Origin of the sequence: Streptomyces sp. NPDC002138 (genome assembly GCF_040296485.1) — a bacterium.
Taxonomy (GTDB): domain Bacteria; phylum Actinomycetota; class Actinomycetes; order Streptomycetales; family Streptomycetaceae; genus Streptomyces.
This window is the reverse complement of record NZ_JBEOXE010000010.1, coordinates 12,711-31,939: the sequence shown is the minus strand read 5'-3', so window position 1 is coordinate 31,939 and position 19,229 is coordinate 12,711. Positions and strand designations below refer to the sequence as shown.

At 75.1% G+C, this 19,229-nt stretch carries 11 protein-coding genes; 6 read left to right on the top strand and 5 right to left on the bottom strand.

What is annotated here, in order from left to right; genetic code table 11:
* The first annotated feature begins 73 nt into the window (after positions 1–73).
* Together ABT084_RS08960 and ABT084_RS08955 are read left to right on the top strand one after the other, a co-directional pair.
* The gene (locus ABT084_RS08960) at positions 74–4,348 is read left to right on the top strand and encodes a hypothetical protein (protein ID WP_351039807.1); all 4,275 of its coding nucleotides are present in this window, start codon (positions 74–76) and stop codon (positions 4,346–4,348) included.
* A 96-nt stretch (positions 4,349–4,444) separates the two neighbouring features.
* The gene (locus ABT084_RS08955; RefSeq protein WP_351039805.1) at positions 4,445–5,401 is read left to right on the top strand and encodes a bifunctional riboflavin kinase/FAD synthetase; all 957 of its coding nucleotides are present in this window, start codon (positions 4,445–4,447) and stop codon (positions 5,399–5,401) included.
* A 110-nt stretch (positions 5,402–5,511) separates the two neighbouring features.
* On the opposite strand, the gene ABT084_RS08950 is transcribed toward ABT084_RS08955, so the two are convergent.
* The 3 genes from ABT084_RS08950 to eccE form a co-directional block, all read right to left on the bottom strand.
* On the bottom strand, positions 5,512–8,382 hold the full coding sequence (locus ABT084_RS08950) for an SCO5717 family growth-regulating ATPase (protein WP_351039803.1): 2,871 nt from the start codon (positions 8,380–8,382) through the stop codon (positions 5,512–5,514).
* A 347-nt stretch (positions 8,383–8,729) separates the two neighbouring features.
* Entirely contained in the window at positions 8,730–9,428 is a 699-nt protein-coding gene (locus ABT084_RS08945) for a hypothetical protein (protein ID WP_351039800.1), read from the bottom strand.
* A 70-nt stretch (positions 9,429–9,498) separates the two neighbouring features.
* Positions 9,499–10,830 (bottom strand): type VII secretion protein EccE, encoded by a 1,332-nt coding sequence (gene eccE / locus ABT084_RS08940; protein WP_502968873.1) that lies wholly within the window; start codon positions 10,828–10,830, stop codon positions 9,499–9,501.
* Positions 10,831–11,085: 255 nt separating this feature from the next.
* Between eccE and eccB the strand changes: the two genes are divergently transcribed.
* From eccB to ABT084_RS08920, 4 genes are all read left to right on the top strand, one after another.
* The gene (eccB, locus tag ABT084_RS08935) at positions 11,086–12,693 is read left to right on the top strand and encodes a type VII secretion protein EccB (protein WP_351039795.1); all 1,608 of its coding nucleotides are present in this window, start codon (positions 11,086–11,088) and stop codon (positions 12,691–12,693) included.
* 8 nt (positions 12,694–12,701) lie between these two features.
* Positions 12,702–14,009 (top strand): type VII secretion-associated serine protease mycosin, encoded by a 1,308-nt coding sequence (mycP, locus tag ABT084_RS08930; protein WP_351039792.1) that lies wholly within the window; start codon positions 12,702–12,704, stop codon positions 14,007–14,009.
* 129 nt (positions 14,010–14,138) lie between these two features.
* Entirely contained in the window at positions 14,139–14,459 is a 321-nt protein-coding gene (locus ABT084_RS08925; RefSeq protein WP_351039790.1) for a WXG100 family type VII secretion target, read from the top strand.
* 48 nt (positions 14,460–14,507) lie between these two features.
* Positions 14,508–14,798, top strand: a complete 291-nt coding sequence (locus tag ABT084_RS08920) for a WXG100 family type VII secretion target (RefSeq protein WP_351039787.1) — start codon at positions 14,508–14,510, stop codon at positions 14,796–14,798.
* Between the two features lie 74 nt (positions 14,799–14,872).
* On the opposite strand, the gene ABT084_RS08915 is transcribed toward ABT084_RS08920, so the two are convergent.
* On the bottom strand, positions 14,873–15,106 hold the full coding sequence (locus tag ABT084_RS08915) for a DUF397 domain-containing protein (RefSeq protein WP_351039785.1): 234 nt from the start codon (positions 15,104–15,106) through the stop codon (positions 14,873–14,875).
* A 132-nt stretch (positions 15,107–15,238) separates the two neighbouring features.
* Complete coding sequence (eccCa, locus tag ABT084_RS08910) at positions 15,239–19,192, bottom strand: type VII secretion protein EccCa (protein ID WP_351039782.1); 3,954 nt, start codon at positions 19,190–19,192, stop codon at positions 15,239–15,241.
* Positions 19,193–19,229: the final 37 nt, after the last annotated feature.

Genomic DNA, 19,229 nt, shown 5'->3' with positions numbered 1-19,229 from the left:
TTGCGTGCTTTTCGCGCTGATCTTCACCGACCTACCGTCGTGAGCACGGGCGTGGCGGGGAGTGGGTACGGCGATGGCGTTCACGGGTGGTACGGGCGATGCGGGTGGTACGAGCGGGACGGGTACGGGCGCTCCGCGCGGCGCGGGTGATCCGCCGGACCGGGACCGGGCGTCGGACCCGGGCCGGGCGGCGGCCGCGGTGGAGCTGGTCGGGATCTTCGACGCGGCCGGGCGCCCCCGCGGGAGCGGCTTCGTCGCCGACGACCGCGGCACGGTCCTCACCGCCCACGAGGCGGTGGACGGCCTCGACCGGGTCCTGCTGCGCGGGGCGGGCGAGCGCGGCCGGCTGATCGGGGCGGGTGAGGTGACCCCGCTGCCGGGGACCGCGCTGGCGCTCGTACGGACCGACGGCCTCGGCGTGCGCCCGCTGCCGGTGGCCGCGCGCGAGGAGATCGAGCCGGGGACGTACGTACGACTGGCCGCGCGGGGCTGGCGGCAGGCGCGGGTGCTGGGGGGCGCGGACGTCACGTACCGGGCGGGGGACGGCGGGCCGTGGTTCCTCCCGGTGGCGGTCGAGCTGGCCATCGGCACGGACGGGCGGGACGCGATCCGGCTGGGCGGCGAGGCCTGCGGAAGTCCCGTCCTGGACACCGCGACGGGGGCGGTTCTGGCGGTGGTGAGCCCCGCGCTGCGGGCGGAACACCGCTCCGGGAGCTTCGCCGTCCCGCTGCGGGTGGCGGCCGCGGCCGATCCGTGGGGCCCGCTCGCCGGGCTGCTGGCCCGCAACGCCGCGACCGTCCCCGGATACGGAAGCGACCTGAACCTCGCCGGGGCGCTCCAGCTGACCGGGACGACGGTGGGGTCCGCGGCTCCCGGAGCCGCCGCCGAGCGGGTGGAACGGGCCGCGGTCGTGCGGGAGTTCGACGCCTTCCTCGCGGGCGGGTGCCCCGTGCTGGCCCTGGTCGGTGAGCCCGGCGTCGGCCGCACCACGGAACTCGCCGCCCTGGCCGCCCGCCGGGCGCGGGGCGCGGAACCGGCCCCGACGGTGTGGCTGCGCGGCGCGGACCTGCTGGCCGGGGACGCGTCGGTCGGCGAAGCGGTGGGGCGCAAGCTGGCGGAGGCGGACCGTGTCGTGGCCGCGCCCCGGACCCCGGCCGCCGATCCGGCGCTCGGGGAACGGGTGGCGGCGCTGGCGGCGGAGGCCCGGCGGCCGCTGCTGGTCCTGCTGGACGCGCCCGAGGAGATGCCACCGCACCTGGCCCACCGGCTGGCGGACTGGACCGGCGGCACGGTGGCGTGGCTGCGGGGGACGGGGGCGCGGCTGATCGTGGCGGGCCGCCCGGAGTACTGGGAGCGGGCCGGTGCGCTGTACCCGCCCGAGGTGCTGCACACCCCCGACCGCCCGGCCCGGCGGCTCCCGCCCGCGCTGCGGCTCGGTGACCTGACCCCGGCGGAGGCCGCGCTGGCCCGCGCCCGCTACGGCATCCCGGACGACGCCGTCCACCCCTCGGCCGCCCGCCACCCGCTGGCCCTGCGCCTCCTGGCGGACGTCCGCGCGGCGGGCGTCACCGCCGGCCGCCCGACCCGCGACGAGATCTTCGCGGCCCACCTGGACCTGATGTGCCTCCGCGTGGCGGTCCGCGTCTCGGCCACCCCGGCGCCTCCGCACCCGGCGGGCCCCCGACCCGGCGCAGGGCGCCCGCCGGGTGCGCCCCCGGAGGCGGACCACCCCGCGCCCGGGGCGGGGGCGGCTTGGACCGGGGGTGGTGGCGGTGCGCGGGACACCGGGCCGGGGTGGGGGGAGGCCGGGCCTGCGGCGGGGGGCGGTGACCCGGGTTCGGGTCCGGGTCCGGACCGCGCCCGGAACATCGCGGTACCCGGGGGCGAAGGAAGTCTCCGGGACCTGCCTCCGGGCCGACCGGCGGCGCCGTTCGCGTGCGGCTCCGCACGGTCCGGCGAGGGCCGGGCCGCGGGGGCGGCCGACGGCCCCGGCACGACGCCCGGCCCCGAAGCGCGTCGGTCCGAGTGTGGGCCAACGGACGCCGACACGCTCCCGGACCCGGCCCGCTCCGGGAGCCGGTACGGCGTGACCGAAGCCCCGAGCCCCGCCCCCTTCCCCGCCGAGGGAGCCTCGCCCACCGGTCCGGGCCCGCAGGATCCCCCACCCCGGGCCCCGGGGCTGTCGGCAGACCCGTCCGCGGCCCACCGCCCGGCCCCACCGGCCCCGGCCCCCCTGTCCTGGCAGCTCCCCGGTCCCCGCGCAGGCGCAGGCGCAGGCGCCTGGCCCGACCCCGCCCTCGCCCCGGCCCCCGGCCCGCACGGCCCCGGGTCAGGTGCGGCCCTCGCCGCCACCCCCACCCCCGCCGCCGCGGCAGGCGGCCGGGGCGACCTCGCCGCCGGGGTGCATGCCCCCGGGGTGCGGCGGTTGGCGGCTCGGGTCGGGGGGCGGGTGCATGAGGCGGCTCGGCGGTGTCTGGGGCCCGGGCAGGGGGAGTTGGGGCGGGAGGCTTTCGAGGAGCTGTTCCCCTGGCGGACCGGGTGGGCCTCCGCCGTGCTCGCCGAGGGGCTCCTCGTGCCCGCCGGCCCCGACGGGTACCGCCCCGCCCACGAGGAGCTGTCCGACTGGCTCCAGGCCGCCCACCTCGACGTACCGACCGCCCTCGACACCCTGGTCCACGACCCGGCCGCCGCCACCGGCCTCCCCGTGCCCCGCCACCGCATCGGACCGGTCCTGGAGGCCCTCCTGCTGCTGCCCGACCCCGCGCTGACCGGGGTCCTCACCCGGCTGGTCGAGGTGCTCAACCTCCTGGCGGAGCGCGGCCCCGACGAGGACGGCCCGGACGAGGGCGACCGCGGCTGGTGGGCCGGGCGGCTGCTGCGCGGCGCCCTGCTGCGCCGCGCCGACGCCCTGCCCCAGCTCCCCGTGCTGCACGCCCTCGCGGAACACGTCTCCCGGGCCGGACCCGGGGAGTTCGGCGGCTGGTTCTGGAACCGGCTGCGCCTGCCCGAGGCCGACCGCCTCGACCTGCTCCGCCGCCTGCTCCCCGCCGATCCGGCCGCGGCCCCCGGCGGCGACCGGTTCCTCGACGCCGCGGCCCGCCGCCTCACCCGCGACGCCCGCCGTGTCCAGCCCCTGCTCTGCGCCTGGTTCGGCGACGAACGCCGGCTGCACGGCCGCCCCGGGGCCACCGTCGCCACCGCCGCCCAGGCCCTGCTGCACACCCACCGCCGCCTCGCCGTGGACGACCTCACCGAGGCGCTCGTCACCGCCGCGCACCCCCGCGCCGACGAACTGCTCGCCGTACTCGCCGAGGAGGAACCCTCCGCCGTCAGCCGGGCCGTGGACCGCTGGGCCCACGACGAGCGTCCGGAGCGCCGGGTCGCGGCCGCCGCGTACGGACTCGCCGCCGCCCCGCACGTCCGCACCCCCGCCGACCGCGAGCTGCTCCGCTTCGCCGCGCAGGCGCTCCTCGCCCGCCCGGCCGACGCCTCCCTGCACGGCAGTGCCCTCGCGATCCTGCTGCGCGACCCGCAGGAACGCGCCCGCCACCTGCCCGCCGCGCTCGTCTGCTTCCGCGAGCGCGCCTCCCGGCTGGCCGCCGCCGAACTGGTGGCCGCGCTCCCCGTGCTCCCCGACCAGGACGCCGTCTTCGACGCGCTCGCCGACCGGTCCGACGGCGAGGTGCTGCGCGCGCTGGCCGCGCTGACCTCGCCCGCCGCGGCCCGCCGGGCCGCCGAGCTGGTACGGGCCCACCTCGCCCGGCACCCCGAAGACGCCCCGCACGCGGCCGTCTTCGTGCACCGCCGCCTGGAGCAGGGCCCGGCCGCCAGGCCCGTGCTGCGCCCCCTGGTGCTGCACCTGCTGCGCGGGCCCACCGCCGTGCGGGCCGCGCTCGCCGAGGTGCTCGCGGCGCCGGGCGGGGAGGACGCGTACGCGCTGCGGGACGAGCTGGCCGACGTACTCCTCGACACGGAGACGGACGCGCACGTGCTGGACGTCCTGCTCGGCGCCGTGGCGCGCGGGGCGGCCGCGCGGGACGTCCACCGGAGCCGGGAGCTGCTGCGCCGCACCGGGCGTCAGCTGCTGCGCGCCCGGGGCGGAGCGGACGTCTTCGACCGGCGCGCGGTCGAGCTGGCGCGCGCCGTCCCCGCCTTCGGATCGCTGGTGGCGCGCTGGCTGGCGGAGGAGCCCGCGGAGGCGGCCGCGCTGCTGGGGCCGAGTGCCCGGCGGATGGTCGAGACCCTGCGCAGGGACGGCGGGGAGAGTGACCCGGACGCGGTCGCGGACCCGAGCGCGGGGCTGCCGTCGCCCCGGTCCGCCGAGGATCTTGACGTGCCCCTGACCTGAGCCGGATGCCGATGCGGGCCCCGGACCACCGGCATGGCAGTCTTAGACCTGCAATCTCTACAGGTACACCACGGGTTCGGGCGAGGAGCGGTCACAGTGCAGCGCTGGCGTGGCTTGGAGGACATCCCCCAGGACTGGGGACGCAGCGTCGTCACCATCGGCTCGTACGACGGCGTGCACCGGGGTCACCAGCTGATCATCGGGCGAACGGTCGAGCGGGCGCGCGAGCTGGGCGTCCCGTCCGTCGTCGTCACCTTCGACCCGCACCCCAGCGAGGTCGTGCGCCCCGGCAGCCACCCGCCGCTGCTGGCCCCGCACCACCGGCGCGCCGAACTGATGGCCGACCTGGGCGTCGACGCGCTGCTGATCCTGCCGTTCACCGCGGAGTTCTCGCAGCTGTCCCCGGCCGACTTCATCGTGAAGGTCCTGGTCGACAAGCTGCACGCGCGCACCGTCATCGAGGGCCCCAACTTCCGCTTCGGCCACAAGGCCGCCGGGAACGTCGCCTTCCTCACCGAGCTGGGCGCCACCTACGACTACGACGTCGAGGTCATCGACCTGGTCGTGCGCGGCGTGGCGGGCGGCGGCGACGCCTTCTCCTCCACGCTCGTACGCCGGCTGGTCGCCGAGGGCGACATGGAGGGCGCGGCCGAGATCCTCGGCCGGCCGCACCGGGTCGAGGGCGTCGTGGTGCGCGGTGCGCAGCGCGGCCGCGAGCTGGGCTACCCGACGGCGAACGTCGAGACCCTGCCGCACACGGCGATCCCGGCGGACGGCGTGTACGCGGGCTGGCTGACCGCCGACGGCGAGCGGATGCCCGCGGCCATCTCGGTGGGCACGAACCTCCAGTTCGACGCGACCGAGCGGACGGTCGAGGCGTACGCGATCGACCGGGTGGGGCTCGATCTGTACGGGCTGCACGTCACGGTGGACTTCCTCGCCTACGTGCGGGGCATGGCGAAGTTCGAGTCGCTGGACGGGCTGCTGGAAGCGATCGCGGACGATGTGAAGCGGGCGCGGGTGCTGACCGACGTCTACGACGCGGAGCGCTGAGGGCGGCGCCCTGAGCGCCGCGAACGGTTGAGGGCCCGTACCGTCCCCTGGACGGTACGGGCCCTCATTTCTTGTCCGGTTGCCGGTTGCCGGTTGTGGGCCGGTGGCGGCTACTGGCGGGGGTCCTGCGGCGGGGCCGCCGGGGGCTGCTGGGGCCAGCCCTGGCCGGGCTGGGGCTGCTGCGGCGGGTAGGGCTGGCCGTAGGGCTGCTGCGGTTGCTGGGGCTGCTGGGGTGCGTACGGCTGGGGCTGCTGCTGCGGCTGGCCGTACGGGGCGTGCGGGGGGTAGGGGTACGGCTGCTGCGGGGCCTGGGGCGCCTGGGGTGCCTGCGCCGCCTGGGGCGCACCGCCCTGCCAGTGCGGCTGCGGCTGGGACTGCTGGGCGCGGATGAAGTCCTCGGCGACGAGCGCGGAGAGGTTGAAGTACGCCTCGCGCGTCTTGGGCCGCATCATGTCGAGGTCCACCTCGGCGCCGGCCGACAGGTGTTCGTCGAACGGCACCACGACCACTCCGCGGCAGCGGGTCTCGAAGTGCTGGACGATGTCCTCGACCTTGATCATCTTGCCGGTCTCGCGGACCCCCGAGATGACGGTGATCGAGCGCGAGACGAGGTCGGCGTACCCGTGGGCGGAGAGCCAGTCGAGGGTGGTGCTGGCGCTGCTCGCGCCGTCCACGGACGGCGTCGAGATGATGATCAGCTGATCGGCCAGGTCCAGGACGCCGCGCATCGCGGAGTAGAGGAGCCCGGTGCCCGAGTCCGTGAGGATGATCGGGTACTGGCGGCCCAGCGTCTCGATCGCGCGCCGGTAGTCCTCGTCGTTGAAGGTGGTGGACACGGCCGGGTCCACGTCGTTGGCGATGATCTCCAGGCCTGAGGGAGCCTGCGAGGTGAACCGCCGGATGTCCATGTACGAGTTCAGGTACGGGATGGCCTGGACGAGGTCGCGGATCGTCGCGCCGGTCTCGCGGCGCACGCGGCGCCCGAGGGTACCGGCGTCCGGGTTCGCGTCGATGGCCAGGATCTTGTCCTGGCGCTCGGTGGCGAGGGTGGCGCCGAGCGCGGTCGTGGTCGTGGTCTTGCCGACGCCGCCCTTGAGGCTGATGACGGCGATGCGGTAGCAGGACATGACCGGGGTCCGGATCAGCTCCAGCTTGCGCTGGCGCTCGGCTTCGGCCGCCTTGCCGCCGAAGCGGAAGAGGGACGAGGCGCCGCCGGAGCCGCCGCCCGCACGGTTGCTCTTCGGCTTCTGCTTGTTGCGCAGGAGGCGGTCGGAGGACAGCTCCACGGCGGCGGTGTAGCCGAGCGGGGCGCCGCCGCCGGGGGCGGCCGCCGGGTAGCGGGGGTCCTGCGGGCCGGGCGCGCCGGGGCCGCCGGGGCCGCCGGGGCCGCTGGACTGCGGCCACTGCTGCTGGCCGAGCCGGGGGTCGCCCTGCGGGTGCTGCGGGGGCTGGGGGGCCTGGGGTGCCTGCTGCTGGCCCCAGGGAGCGCCGGGCGCGGGCGGGGTGGGGCCGGGCGGGAAGCCGTAGCCCGCGGGGGCGGTGGGGGCCGGCGCGGGTGCGGGTTCCGGTGTCGGTGCCGGGGGGTATCCGTAGCCCTCCTTCGGGGCCGGAGCCGGCGCGTGGGCCCCGTACGAGGGGAACGTGGGCGGCAGCGGCGGCAGTTCGGCCGGCGCCACGGGGGCGGGCCACGGCGCGGCCGGAACGGCGTCCTGCGGCTCGGGCGCTCCGGCGGGGCCGCTGTTCCAGGACGGCTGCGCCGGGGCGGCGGCGGGGGCCATGGGGGTGAGGGGGTAGGGCGGCGGCCCGGCCGCCGGGGGAGCGTCCGCCGCGTCCGGGACCGGCGTCGCCGGAGCGGCGCCCGTCGGGGTGAAGCCGGAGGCGGGAGTGGCCTCGGGCGCACTGCGGTACGGATCCGGGGCGGCGTCGGCGGCCTGCGGGGTCACGTCCGCCGTGGGCGCGCCCGCGGCCGGGTTCCCGTTGCCTTCGGCATCGGGGGCCGCGCTGTTGTCGGGGGTCGGCCCGGCGATGACGGGCACACCCGCGGCCGGGGTCGAACCCGGGCCGTCACCCGCGCCGGAGCCGTCCGGTACCGCGTCACCCGCAGGGGCGAATCCGGAAACCCCGGCCGCGCCCGAAGAGACGTCCGGCGCGCCGGGGTGGGACGTGCCGATGGCCTGGGCGGAGGCGGAGTCGCCGCCCGCGCCGTCGGGGCCCTTCGCGGCAGCGTCGGAGCCGTCCTCCGCGGGGGTCGAGCCGCCCGTGCCGGTGCCCTCGGCCGGGGCGGGGTACGAGGCACCCGCCTCCCGGTCGGAGCCGCCGAGACCGGAGTCCTGGGCCGGGATCGAGCCCGCCGCGCCGGAGTACGGCGTGCCCGTTCCCCCGGCCGGGGTCGAGCCCGCCGAGGAGGGGTGCGGGAGACCGGTGTCCCCCGTGGGGGTGGAGTTGCCCGCGCCGGAGTAGGGCGTGCCCGTGCCCCCGGCCGGGGTCGTGCCCGGGGCGGCGGGGTACGGGATACCGGTGCCCCCCGAGGGGGTTGAGTTGGCCGCGCCCGCGCCCGCGCCCGAGTACGGCATGCCCGCACCCCCCGCCGGGGCCGTACCCGCCGGGGCGGGGAACGGCGTACCCGGGGTCCCGCCGACGGCGGAGCCGGCCGTACCCGGAACCGGCAGCGGCGCCGCCGGGAACGGGGAACCGCCCGCCGGCCCGGCCGCGTCGGCGGGGCGCGGCGGAGCCGGCTGCGCCGGGACCGGCGCGATCCGCATCGTCGACGGGGACGCGATGTCACCCGGGCGGTGCGGTTCGAAGCCGCTGCCCGCCGGGAGGTCCGGCGGGGTCGGACCCGCCGGGGCGTCCTGCGTGTACCAGGCCGGCGGGGTGTAGTCGATGGTGAACTCGCCCGTCACATCGGGCTCCGCGTCGGACTGATCGTCCGTCGGGACGTCCCACGTCCCGCCGCGGCTCTCGTTCCGATCGCCGTTCACTGGTCCTCCTGGTCTGGTCGAGCACTGGTCCGGCGGCCCCCATCGGCACCGCGCCCACGGTCAGCCTAATCGCGCCCGGCGCCGACCCACGGACCCGGCCCGCCCCTGGTACGGACCCGGTACACGCCCGAATCGCCCCGGGAACCGGCCCGGCCGCTCAACGCGCCCCACCGGCACCACCCGTCGGGACGGCCACCCGGGACGCCCCGCGCACCATCGCGTGCGGCCCGCTCACCGGGCGCCCCCAGAACGCCTGCCCGCACGGCACCCCCCGCAAGCCCGGCGCGTCCACCCGGCTCCGCCGCACCCCTCACCGCGACCCGCACGACCCCCACCGCAACCGCCCGTCAGTCGATCCGCCGCGCCGCCCCCAGCAGCCCCGTCTCCGCATCCGTACCCTGCGTCATCACGAACTGGCGGTCCCGCGGCGTGCACCACAGGGTGACCCCGTCACCCAGCGTCGGCAGCGAATCCACCGCCCCCCGCGGCAGGTTCATCAGCCGGCCGATCTGCTCGGCCTCGTCGGGGGACACCCGCTGCACGCCCACGAGCGAGGACTGCTGCAACAACCTCGGCGCGGTCGGGCTCAGATACGGCAGCAGGGTCAGCACGGACTGCCACGGCCCGGCCACCACCCGCCCGCGCGGCGGCCGCATCCCGCAGTCGCGGATCACCAGCACCGGGCTGCCGGCCGACGCGCCCTGCGGGGGGACCCGGCCCACCTCGTGCAGGGTCACGCACTGCTGTCCACCGCCCGCGGCCTGCGCCAGCCCGGACCACACCTGCGCGCGCCCGGTCTCCACCGCCACCCGGGCCCCGGTCGCCGCCGCGCGCAGCGCCAGCACCTGGGCCGTCCACAGGCCGCCGATGAGCGTGACCTCGTACGGCGTGGGGCGGTTGATGCCGAGCACGGCGGGACGGCTCTCGGCGTCGACACCGATGACCACGCCGTCGTCCCCGATCGGCAGGGCCAGCCCGTCCAGGTCCACGGCCTGCATCGCGTGCCGCTCGCGGCGCGGGCCGACCAGCCCGTATCCCACTCTCATCGTGATCCCACCCTCGTACCGCCGTCGTTCATGGTGCGCCGTCCCGCCCGCGTCGTGAGCCGCGCCGGCCTCATCGCGCGCCCCCGAGCGGCAGCGAGGCCAGCACGCCCGGCAGCTGTTCGCGGTCGAGGCGCACCAGCGCGGTCTTCACCCCGCGGGCGGTGGTCTCCAGCGCCCGGCGCGCGGCGACCAGTTCCTCGTCGCTGCGCCCGGTGATGCGGATGTGTCCGGTGACGGTGACGCCGTGCCGCTCGGCCGGGGCCAGGGTCAGACTGAAGTTGGTGGCCAGCGCGGGCAGCGAGGTCAGCAGCGCCACGAACTGCGGCAGCGGCGCCGCGCCACCGCCCAGCTGCGGCCAGCGCGCGATCCAGTACGTCGTGTGCCGCCGGTCGTCGCAGCGCCAGGACCGCGGGGTCTCCTCCGTCCGCCGCCCGGGCGTGCCCGAACGGCCGGCCGCGCGGCCCGCCTGGGTGATCGCCATCGGGTTCGCGCACGAGGAGGTCGCCAGCGCGGCCGTCAGCTCCTGCTCCGTCAGGACCGTGGCCCGGAAACCGGCCCCGGCGAGGCGGCTCGCCAACTGGTCGGCCGCCCGCACCACACAGCGCTGGGCGCCCGCCAGACCGCCGCCGCGGGCGGCGACCGCCTCCGGGCACAGCTCGGGGTCGAGCTTGAGCGCGATCCAGGTGAGGCGCACGGCCGGGGTGCCGGTCAGGGCCTGCAGGGGCGCGTAGTTGCGGGTGGCCATGGACTGGGCGGGCAGGTGCGGCGCGGGCGCGGGCTGGGTGTGCTGCACCAGCTGCGCCGACTCCAGCCGGATGCCGTCCACTTCGAGGATGTCCCGGACGATGCCGAGCGGCAGCGGCCGCGCGGAGCGGTCCGGGCGCAGCGCCGTCGCGTCCATGTCCACCTGGACGACCGCCGTCAGGAAGGTCCCGTCGCCGATCATGCCGACCGGACGCCGGTCGCGGTCGCTGAACGTGCAGGTCCGCAGGGCCGGATCGGCCTCGACGAGCGGGGCCAGCCCCGGCTCGGTGCCGGTGGGCACGGGGGAGGAGGCGGCCCGGCGGCGCCGGGCGCGCAGCGCGAGCGCCGTGCCGATCCACTCCGGCAGCGAGCGCTGGTGCCTGCGGACGACCGCCAGCAGGACGAGTACGGCCGCCAGCACACCGGCGGGCACCAGCAGCAGCGGGCCCACCACCCAGGCGACGAGCAGCACGGCGGCGGCCACCTGGACCAGGACGAGCTGTTGCAATCGGAACGGTCCGAACCGGCCCGGGCTCGACCGGGGATGCGGTGTCACACCCGCCGCGGTCGCTGAACTCACCGCGTCCCCCCGGGCGGGCGCTGCGCCGTGCGCCGGCGCGGCCTCGGCCGCCCGCCGCTCCCTCGCGGTCGTCCTCACTCGCGGACCTCCCCATTCCCGGGGCCGGGCCCCGTGGGTTCCGGCGGCGCGGCAACTGCCCGCGTAGCCCCGGAATCTCCCTTAACCACACCAACAAGCCCTGATTACCCCGGTACGGGAGGCACGGAGCGGCGTCCTCACCCTACCCGGCCCCTGCGCACCCTCCGTCAACAGGCATAGTAGGTGCCCGGTCCGACAATCGAGGCCCGGGGACCGGACTCACCGACCGGGCCGTGCGGGGAGAAGCAGGCGGTCATGGCATCACGACGCGATGAGCTGAACGCGTACACCTTTGCGAAGCGGCGCACCGTGGCCGCCTTCCTCCAGCCCTCCGCCACCGGCACCGAGGAAGGCGCCCCGCGCCCCCTGCGCACGGTCGTGCCGGGGCTGGTGGCCGGGGCGCTGATCCTCGCCGCCTTCGGCGCCTGGGGCATGTTCAAGTCCCAGGCCCCCAAGGGCTGGGACGAGCCGGGCGCGAAGGTCCTCGTCGGCAAGGACTCGACGACCCGGTACGTGGTCCTCACCACGAAGGACGGCGGCAAGACGCAGACGCGGCTGCACCCCGTCCTCAACCTGGCCTCCGCCCGACTGCTCCTGGACCCGCAGAAGTTCCAGGTCATCCAGGTCGACGACAAGCTCCTCGACGGCGGCAAGCCGCCCCGCGGCCCGATCATCGGCATCCCCTACGCCCCCGACCGGCTGCCGGCCGCCGCGGACGCGGGCAAGGCCAAGCGGTGGGCCGTCTGCCAGCAGCCCGGCGGCAACGGGCGCGGCGTGCAGACCGCCGCCTTCGTCCTCGCCGACCGCGAGGCGGCCCGGCTGGACGACGGCCGCCGCGTCGCCGACGGCCAGGTGCTGTACGTCCAGAGCACGGGCCCGCAGAAGGACCGCTTCCTGATCGACGCGACGGGGACGAAGTACAAGTTCCCCGAGGGCGCGGCGGGCAGCCAGGCCGCCTCCGACGCGCAGAAGCTCACCAACGCCCTGGTCGGCAGCGGTACTCCGCAGCAGGTCACCGACCAGTGGCTGGCCACCCTCAAGGCCGGCGAGGACCTCGGCTTCCCGCAGCTGCCCGGCACGGTCGGCGCGGACGCGGGTGTCTCGGGGCTGAGCACCTCCGACAACAGGGTCGGCATGGTGCTGCGCGCGGTCACCGGTTCCGGTCCGCAGCACTACGTGGTCCTGCCCGGCGGCAAGGTGTCCCCGGTCACCGATTTCGTCGCGTGGCTGCTCATCAACGCGCCCGCGACCGACAAGCTCAACATGACCGGCAAGCCGCGCGAGGTCGACCTGCAGTCCCTCACTCCGGACCCGGCCCCCTTCAAGGGCGACGCCCGCTGGCCCGCGAAGAAGTCCGCCCAGATCAACCGGACCCCCGCCCCGGGCGCCCCCGCCCCCGCCGCGGGCTCCGGCCAGAGCCCCGACCGCGACACCGTGTGCAACGTCCTGCGCTCGGTCGACGGCCAGGGCAACCAGACGATGAGCACCTGGGCGGGCACCGGCTTCCCCATCGACATCACCGCGAGCGGCACCAGCTCGTACGTCACCCCCGGCTCGGGACTGCTCTACACCCAGACCCAGGGCAATCAGGGCAGCGCGGGCGGCACCCTGTTCCTGGTGACCGACACCGGCCTGCGGTACGCCGTCCAGGCCAACGGGGACAGCGACGCCGAGCACTCGAAGATCGGCGCGGCCGACCCGAAGGCGAAGGGCTCCGACGGCCGCCCCGAAGCCAGCCAGGCGCAGATCCGGCTGGGCTACGGGAACGTCGTACCGAGCCAGGTGCCCATCGCCTGGTCCGAGTTCCTGTCGAAGGGACCCCGCCTGGACACCAACGCCGCCCGCCAGCCGCAGGGTTCGTGAGGATGCCGATGCCGAACCCGAAGCCGACCCCGGTCTCCCGCCGCGCCGCACGGCGCGCGGCGGCCCTGGCCCTGGCAGGCGTGGCCGCGCTGGCCGGGACCGCGGCCGTGCCCGCCGCCGTACCCGCGCCGCCCCCCGCTCCCCTTTCCGCCGCGGCTCCCGCCGCCGCTCCGGCCCTGCGTCTCGCGGGCGCGGGTGAGTGCACCTTCCCGATGAAGAAGCAGATCGCGGACCGCCCCTGGGCGCTGCAGCGCCTGCTGCTGGACGCCCTGTGGGTGAAGTCGAAGGGCAAGGGCGTACGCGTCGCCGTCATCGACACCGGTGTCGACCGGGTCAACCCGCAGCTGGCCTCCGCCGTGGACGTCGGCGCCGGCAAGGACTACATCGACCCCAAGGGCGGCGACGGTACGAACGACACCGTCGGCCACGGCACCAAGGTGGCCGGCCTGATCGCGGCCCGCCCCCAGGAGGGCACCGGCTTCGTCGGCCTCGCCCCCGAGGCCACGATCATCCCGATCCGCCAGAACGACGACAAGGAAACCGGCAAGGCCGACACCCTGGCCGCCGCGATCCGGCACGCCATCGCCCAGAAGGCCCAGGTCATCAACATCTCGCAGGACACCACCCTGCCGATGGGCGAGGATTCCGACCTCGGCAGGGCCGTCAAGGAGGCCGTGGCCGCCGACATCGTCGTGGTCGCCTCCGCGGGCAACGACGGTATGGACGGGCAGAAGCGCATGACCTACCCCGCGGCCTTCCCCGGCGTCCTCGCCGTCGCCTCCGTGGACCGCAACAACGAGCGGGCCGCCTTCTCCCAGCCCGGCCCCTTCGTCGGCGTCGCGGCGCCCGGCGTGGACATGGTCTCCACCGTCCCCGGCTTCGGCCAGTGTGTGGACAACGGCACCAGCTTCTCCGCCCCGTACGTCGCGGGACTCGCCGCCCTGCTGCGCGCCCAGAACCCCAAGTGGACCGCCCCGCAGATCATCTGGCAGATCGAGCAGTCCGCCGAGCGCGCGGTCAACGGCCGTGACGACTACGTGGGATGGGGCGTCGTCGATCCGGTCCGCGCGGTCGCCACGGACAGCGCCTCCCCGCCGACCGGGCCGCCGAGCGCCGACCCGGGCCCGCCGCCCGCCGCGGCGCCGGAGGCGGCCCCGCTGGTGCTGAAGGAGACCGCGCAGGAGCGCCAGGCGCGCTTCGGGACGTACGCTCTGGGGATCGGGGCCGTACTCATCGCCGTCATCGCGGGAGCGGCGGCGGTGGCCCGGGAGACACGTCGCAGAAGGCGTCAAGCCGGGCCAAGCGCGCGCACGTAGAGCGGAGTACGGGTTTGCACTCCGTGAATCCGGCTCCCGCGCAGGCATAGTTGTTGGGCCTGTCGTATGAAGTAGCTACAGTGTCACTGGACTTCACAAGTGTGATGACGGGAGAGAACCGACATGGCGATGAACCTTCAAGTTGATGACGAAAAGAAGGTCAAGCTCGCAGATGAGATCAACACGTACCACACTGATCTCTCGGGCCGCATCAACCGGCTGAACGATGTCGTCGACCGCATCCAGGCCGGCTGGCAGGGTGCCGCCAGCAAGGAGTACGACGTACTCCAGCGCGGCGTCAACGACAACATGAACAAGATCAAGCAGCGGCTGATCGAGCTCGAGGACGCCATGCGCATGAGCGTCAAGGGCTTCACCGCCCAGGAGCAGGAGCGCATCGCCGAGATCCGCAAGGTCGGCGGCAACACCAGCTCCATCCTCGGCGTCTGACGCACGCCCGCACGGCAGTAACGAACCACAACGGGAGGGAAGACAGCGATGTCACTCGCAGTCAATTACGACACCGTCGCGACCGCCGCGTCCGACGTGCGCACGACCAGCTCGCAGCTCAGCCACGGGCTCGAGAACCTGATGAACAAGGTGAAGACCGTCGCCGAGAGCTGGGAGGGTGAGGCCAAGACCGCCTACCTCGAGATCCAGCGCGACGTCACCACCAACATGGACCAGATGAACGCGAAGCTGGGCAACATCGCGAACCTGCTCGACAGCTCGCTCGTCGGCTACCAGGACACCGACAAGGGCAACGCGACGCGCTTCCGGATGGTCTGACCTTCCGACCCCGGACACACGAGAGGGGCCCGCGCACTCGGTGCGCGGGCCCCTCTCGCGTCGTGCGCCCGCGGCTAACGGAGGTCGAACTCCCCGTCACGCGCCCCGAGCACGAAGGCCGTCCACTCCGCCTCGGTGTAGCGCAGCACGGTCTGCGGATCGAGCGAGGACCGCATCGCCACGGCCCCGTCGGGCAGGTGCGCGATCTCCACCCGCTCCTCGTGCTCCTCGGTCCCGGGAGCGCTGATCCACTCCACACCCGAAATATCCAGGGCGTACAGCGCGTCCTTCTCGTGTGCGTCAGCCATCGGCACGAATTCCTCTCGGCGGTGCGGGTGGTCACTGCGCGGCCACTCACCGCATCGTACGTCCGCCCCGCCCCACCCGTCAGCGGTACCGGACCACCCGTCGGCGCGGCCGCCGACGGGTGCGCGCCGTGCCTACCGGTCCGCCAGCCAGCCCGCCTGGATCAGGGGGGTGCCGCGCTTGCGCGAGACGAAGGTGCCGCGGCCCGGGGGCATCGGGCGGGCGCGGACGTTGCCCAGGATGTCGCCCTCGTTGCGGTCGCCGGACAGGATCAGGCCCTGCGCGCCCAGCTCCTTGACCCGCTGCATGAACGGCTCGTACGCACCTCGCGACGCGCCCGCCGAACTGCGGGCCACGATGAAGCGGATGCCCACGTCCCGCGCGAACGGCAGGTTCTCCACCAGCTGCGACAGCGGGTTCGACGCGTTCGTCGACACCAGCTCGTAGTCGTCGATGATCACGAACAGCTCCGGGCCGCTCCACCAACTGCGGTCGCGCAGCTGCTGCGGAGTGATGTCCGGGCCCGGGGCGCGCTTGCCCATGACCGTCGCGATCGCCTCCATGTGCATCTGCATGGCCGAGGCCATCGGCGCGTACTCCAGGAGGTGCGAGGCCGGCACCGCCTCCAGCAGGGTGCGCCGGTAGTCACCGACCACGATCCGCGCCTGCTCCGGCGAGTACCGCTCGCTGATCTGCTTCGCGATCAGCCGCAGCAGCGCCGTCTTGCCCGACTCGCTCTCACCGAAGATGAGGAAGAAGGGGTCGGTCTCGAAGTCGATGAAGACCGGTTCCAGGTTCGTCTCGTCGATGCCGATCGCGATGCCGTGCTGCGGATACTCGAAGCCCTTCGGCAGCCGGTCCGCGGGCAGCTTGCGCGGCAGCAGCCGCACCGCCGGCGCCCCCGGCCCCGACCAGCCCGTCCGTACGGACTCCACGAACGCGGCGGTCGCGTCCGACAGCCCCTCCGGGCCGGCCTGGCCGTCCACCCGCGGCAGCGCCGACATGAAGTGCAGCTTCTCCGGCACCTGACCGCGGCCCGGCGCGCCCTGCGGCACGTTCGCCGCGACCTTGCGGTCGAACTCCGAGTCCATCACGTCACCGAGGCGCAGCTCGAGGCGCCCCAGGATCTGGTCCTTGAGCGCCGCGCGCACCTCCATGTACCGGGAGGCGGTCAGCACCACGTGGATGCCGTAGCCCAGCCCGCGCGCCGCGATGTCCGCGACCACCGGCTCCAGCTGCTCGTAGTCGTTCTTGAACTGGCCCCAGCCGTCGATCAGCAGGAAGACGTCACCGAACGCCTCGTCCGCCAGATCGCCCGAGGCGCGCCGCCGCCGGTAGGTCCCGATCGAGTCGATCGAATGCGCGCGGAAGAACTCCTCGCGCCGGTTCAGCACCCCCGCGACCTCCGCGACCGTGCGCCGCACCCGCTCCGGGTCCAGCCGCGAGGCGATCCCGCCGACGTGCGGCAGGTCCTGCACCGCGGAGAAACCGCCGCCGCCGAAGTCCAGACCGTAGATCTGCACCTCCCGCGGCGTGTGCGTGAGCGCGAACGAGGACACCAGCGTCCGCATCAGCGTCGACTTGCCCGACTGCGGACCGCCGACGATCAGCAGGTGACCGGCCGCCCCCGAGAAGTCCCGGTACAGCACCTCGCGCCGCTGCTCGAACGGCTTGTCGATGAGGCCGAGCGGTACGACGAGCCCACCGGGCCGCGTGTACCCCTCCGCGTGCAGCCCGCGCTCCGCCGAGCCCGCCAGCGCCGGCAGCAGCTGGTCCAGCGGCGGCGCCTGGTCGAGCGGCGGCAGCCACACCTGGTGCGCGGGCACGCCCTGACCCTCCAGCCGCCCCACGATCACGTCGAGCACCGTGTCCGCGAGCGCGTCGTCCTCGCGCGCGGCCTGCGCCGCCAGGTACGCCGGGTCCGGCGCCGCGTACACCACCGGCACCGGCGTCGCCGTGAACAGCGCGGGACGCCGCTCCAGCGGGAACCGGCCCACCGACAGGTCGGGGCCGCCCGAACGGTAGGTGCCCGAGACGTACGCCGCCTTGAAGCGGGTCATCTCGTCCGTGCCGAACTTCAGGTATCCCGAACCGGGCACCGACGGCAGGTGGTAGGCGTCCGGCACACCGATCGCCGTCCGCGACTCCGCCGCCGAGAAGGTCCGCAGACCGATCCGGTAGGAAAGGTAGGTGTCCAGGCCGCGCAGCTTGCCCTCTTCGAGGCGCTGCGAGGCCAGCAGCAGGTGCACGCCCAGCGAACGGCCGATCCGGCCGATCTGGATGAACATGTCGATGAAGTCGGGCTTCGCCGTCAGCAGTTCGCTGAACTCGTCGATGACGAGCACCAGCGCGGCCAGCGGCTCCAGCGGAGCGCCCGCCGCCCGCGCCTTCTCGTAGTCGTGCATGTTGGCGTAGTTGCCCGCCGACCGCAGCAGCTCCTGACGCCGCTGGAGCTCGCCGCGGATCGAGTCGCCCATGCGGTCCACGAGGGTCAGGTCGTCGGCGAGGTTGGTGATGACCGCCGCCACGTGCGGCATCTGCGACATGCCCGTGAAGGTCGCGCCGCCCTTGAAGTCCGCGAGGACGAAGTTCAGCGTCTCCGAGGTGTGCGTGACCGCCAGGCCCAGCACCAGCGTGCGCAGCAGCTCCGACTTGCCGGAACCGGTCGCGCCGACGCACAGACCGTGCGGGCCCATGCCCTCCTGCGCGGCCTCCTTGAGGTCCAGCATGACCGGAGCGCCGCCCTCGCCGACGCCGATCGGCACGCGCAGCCGCTCACCGGCCGACCGCGGCCGCCAGGTCCGCGCCACGTCGATCGAGCCCGCGTCACCCAGGTTCAGCAGGTCCGTGAAGTCCAGATTGGCGAGCAGCGGCTCGTCGTCGTCCCCGCCGCCCGTGCGCAGCGGCGCCAGCTGGCGCGCCAACGCCTCGGCCGCGGGCAGCGACAGTACGTCCGGCACGCCCTCGTACGCGATGCCCGCACCCGACTCCAGCCGCAGCCGGCCCGGCCGCACCACGACCGACAGACCGCCGCGCGGCTCGTCCAGCTCGCCCGCGACGACCTCGACGATGGTGATGCCCTGGAGCCCCTCGGCCGCCGCGAACACCGAATCGGGCGGCACCATCCCGCCGTCGAGCACGACCACGATGTGCGGCTGGTCCAGCACCGGCTGGACGTCCCGGCTGAACCGCGGCCGCCCGTCCAGCCGGGCGGCGAGCAGGTCCTCGATCTCGCCCAGGTCATCGCCGAACAGCCGCTTCGTACCGGCGCCGTCGACCTGCCCCGGCACCTGCGTGTGCGGCAGCCACTTCGTCCAGTCCCACGCCGGCACCGCGCCGGGAGCGGCCACCACGGCCACCATCAGGTCCTCGGGGGAATGCAGCGTGGCCAGCTGGGCCACCAGCGCCCGCGCCGTGCCCCGCACCGCCTCCGGCTCGCCCGACACCGTCACGTGGTAGAACGCCCGCATCGACACCGCGACCGGCAGCCCGTCCAGCGACGAGTGCACCTTCAGGAAGCGCTGCATCGCGCCCGCCGTCAGCGGCTCCAGCTCGTCCACCGGCGCCGTGTCCGGCGCCACCAGCGGCGTCGCCAGCCGCTGCGCGCCCAGCCCCAGCCGGGCCTGCCCGAAGTCCTCGTCGCCGACCCGCCGCTCCCACAGCCGCGAGCCCTCGGCCACCACCGACCACAGCTGTTCCGGAGCCGGGTGCAGGTACAGCTGCGCGTCGCGCTGGGAGCGCGCGGTCCGCCGCACCTGACGCCGGGTCTGCGCGAGGTACTTGAGGTAGTCCCGCCGCGTATCGGCCATTTGCCCCTGCGTACCGCGCCGGTACCGCATGATCTGCGCGATCACCATGCCGACCGTCGAGACGAGCATCAGCACACCCATGATGCGCATGAACGACGGCACGTTCGGCATGAAGAAGAACACGACGGAAGAGCCCATGCCGAGCATCGGCAGGAGCTGCATCGCCATGCCCTCCTGCTGTCCGCGCGGCAGCTCGGGCGGAGGCTCCAGTCGCAGTTCGTCCGAAGGCACTTCGGGCGGCAGCGACCGGGGCGGTCGTTTGACGACGATCTGGCTCACCGGAGCATCAATCCCTTGAAAACGGACGGGACGTCGA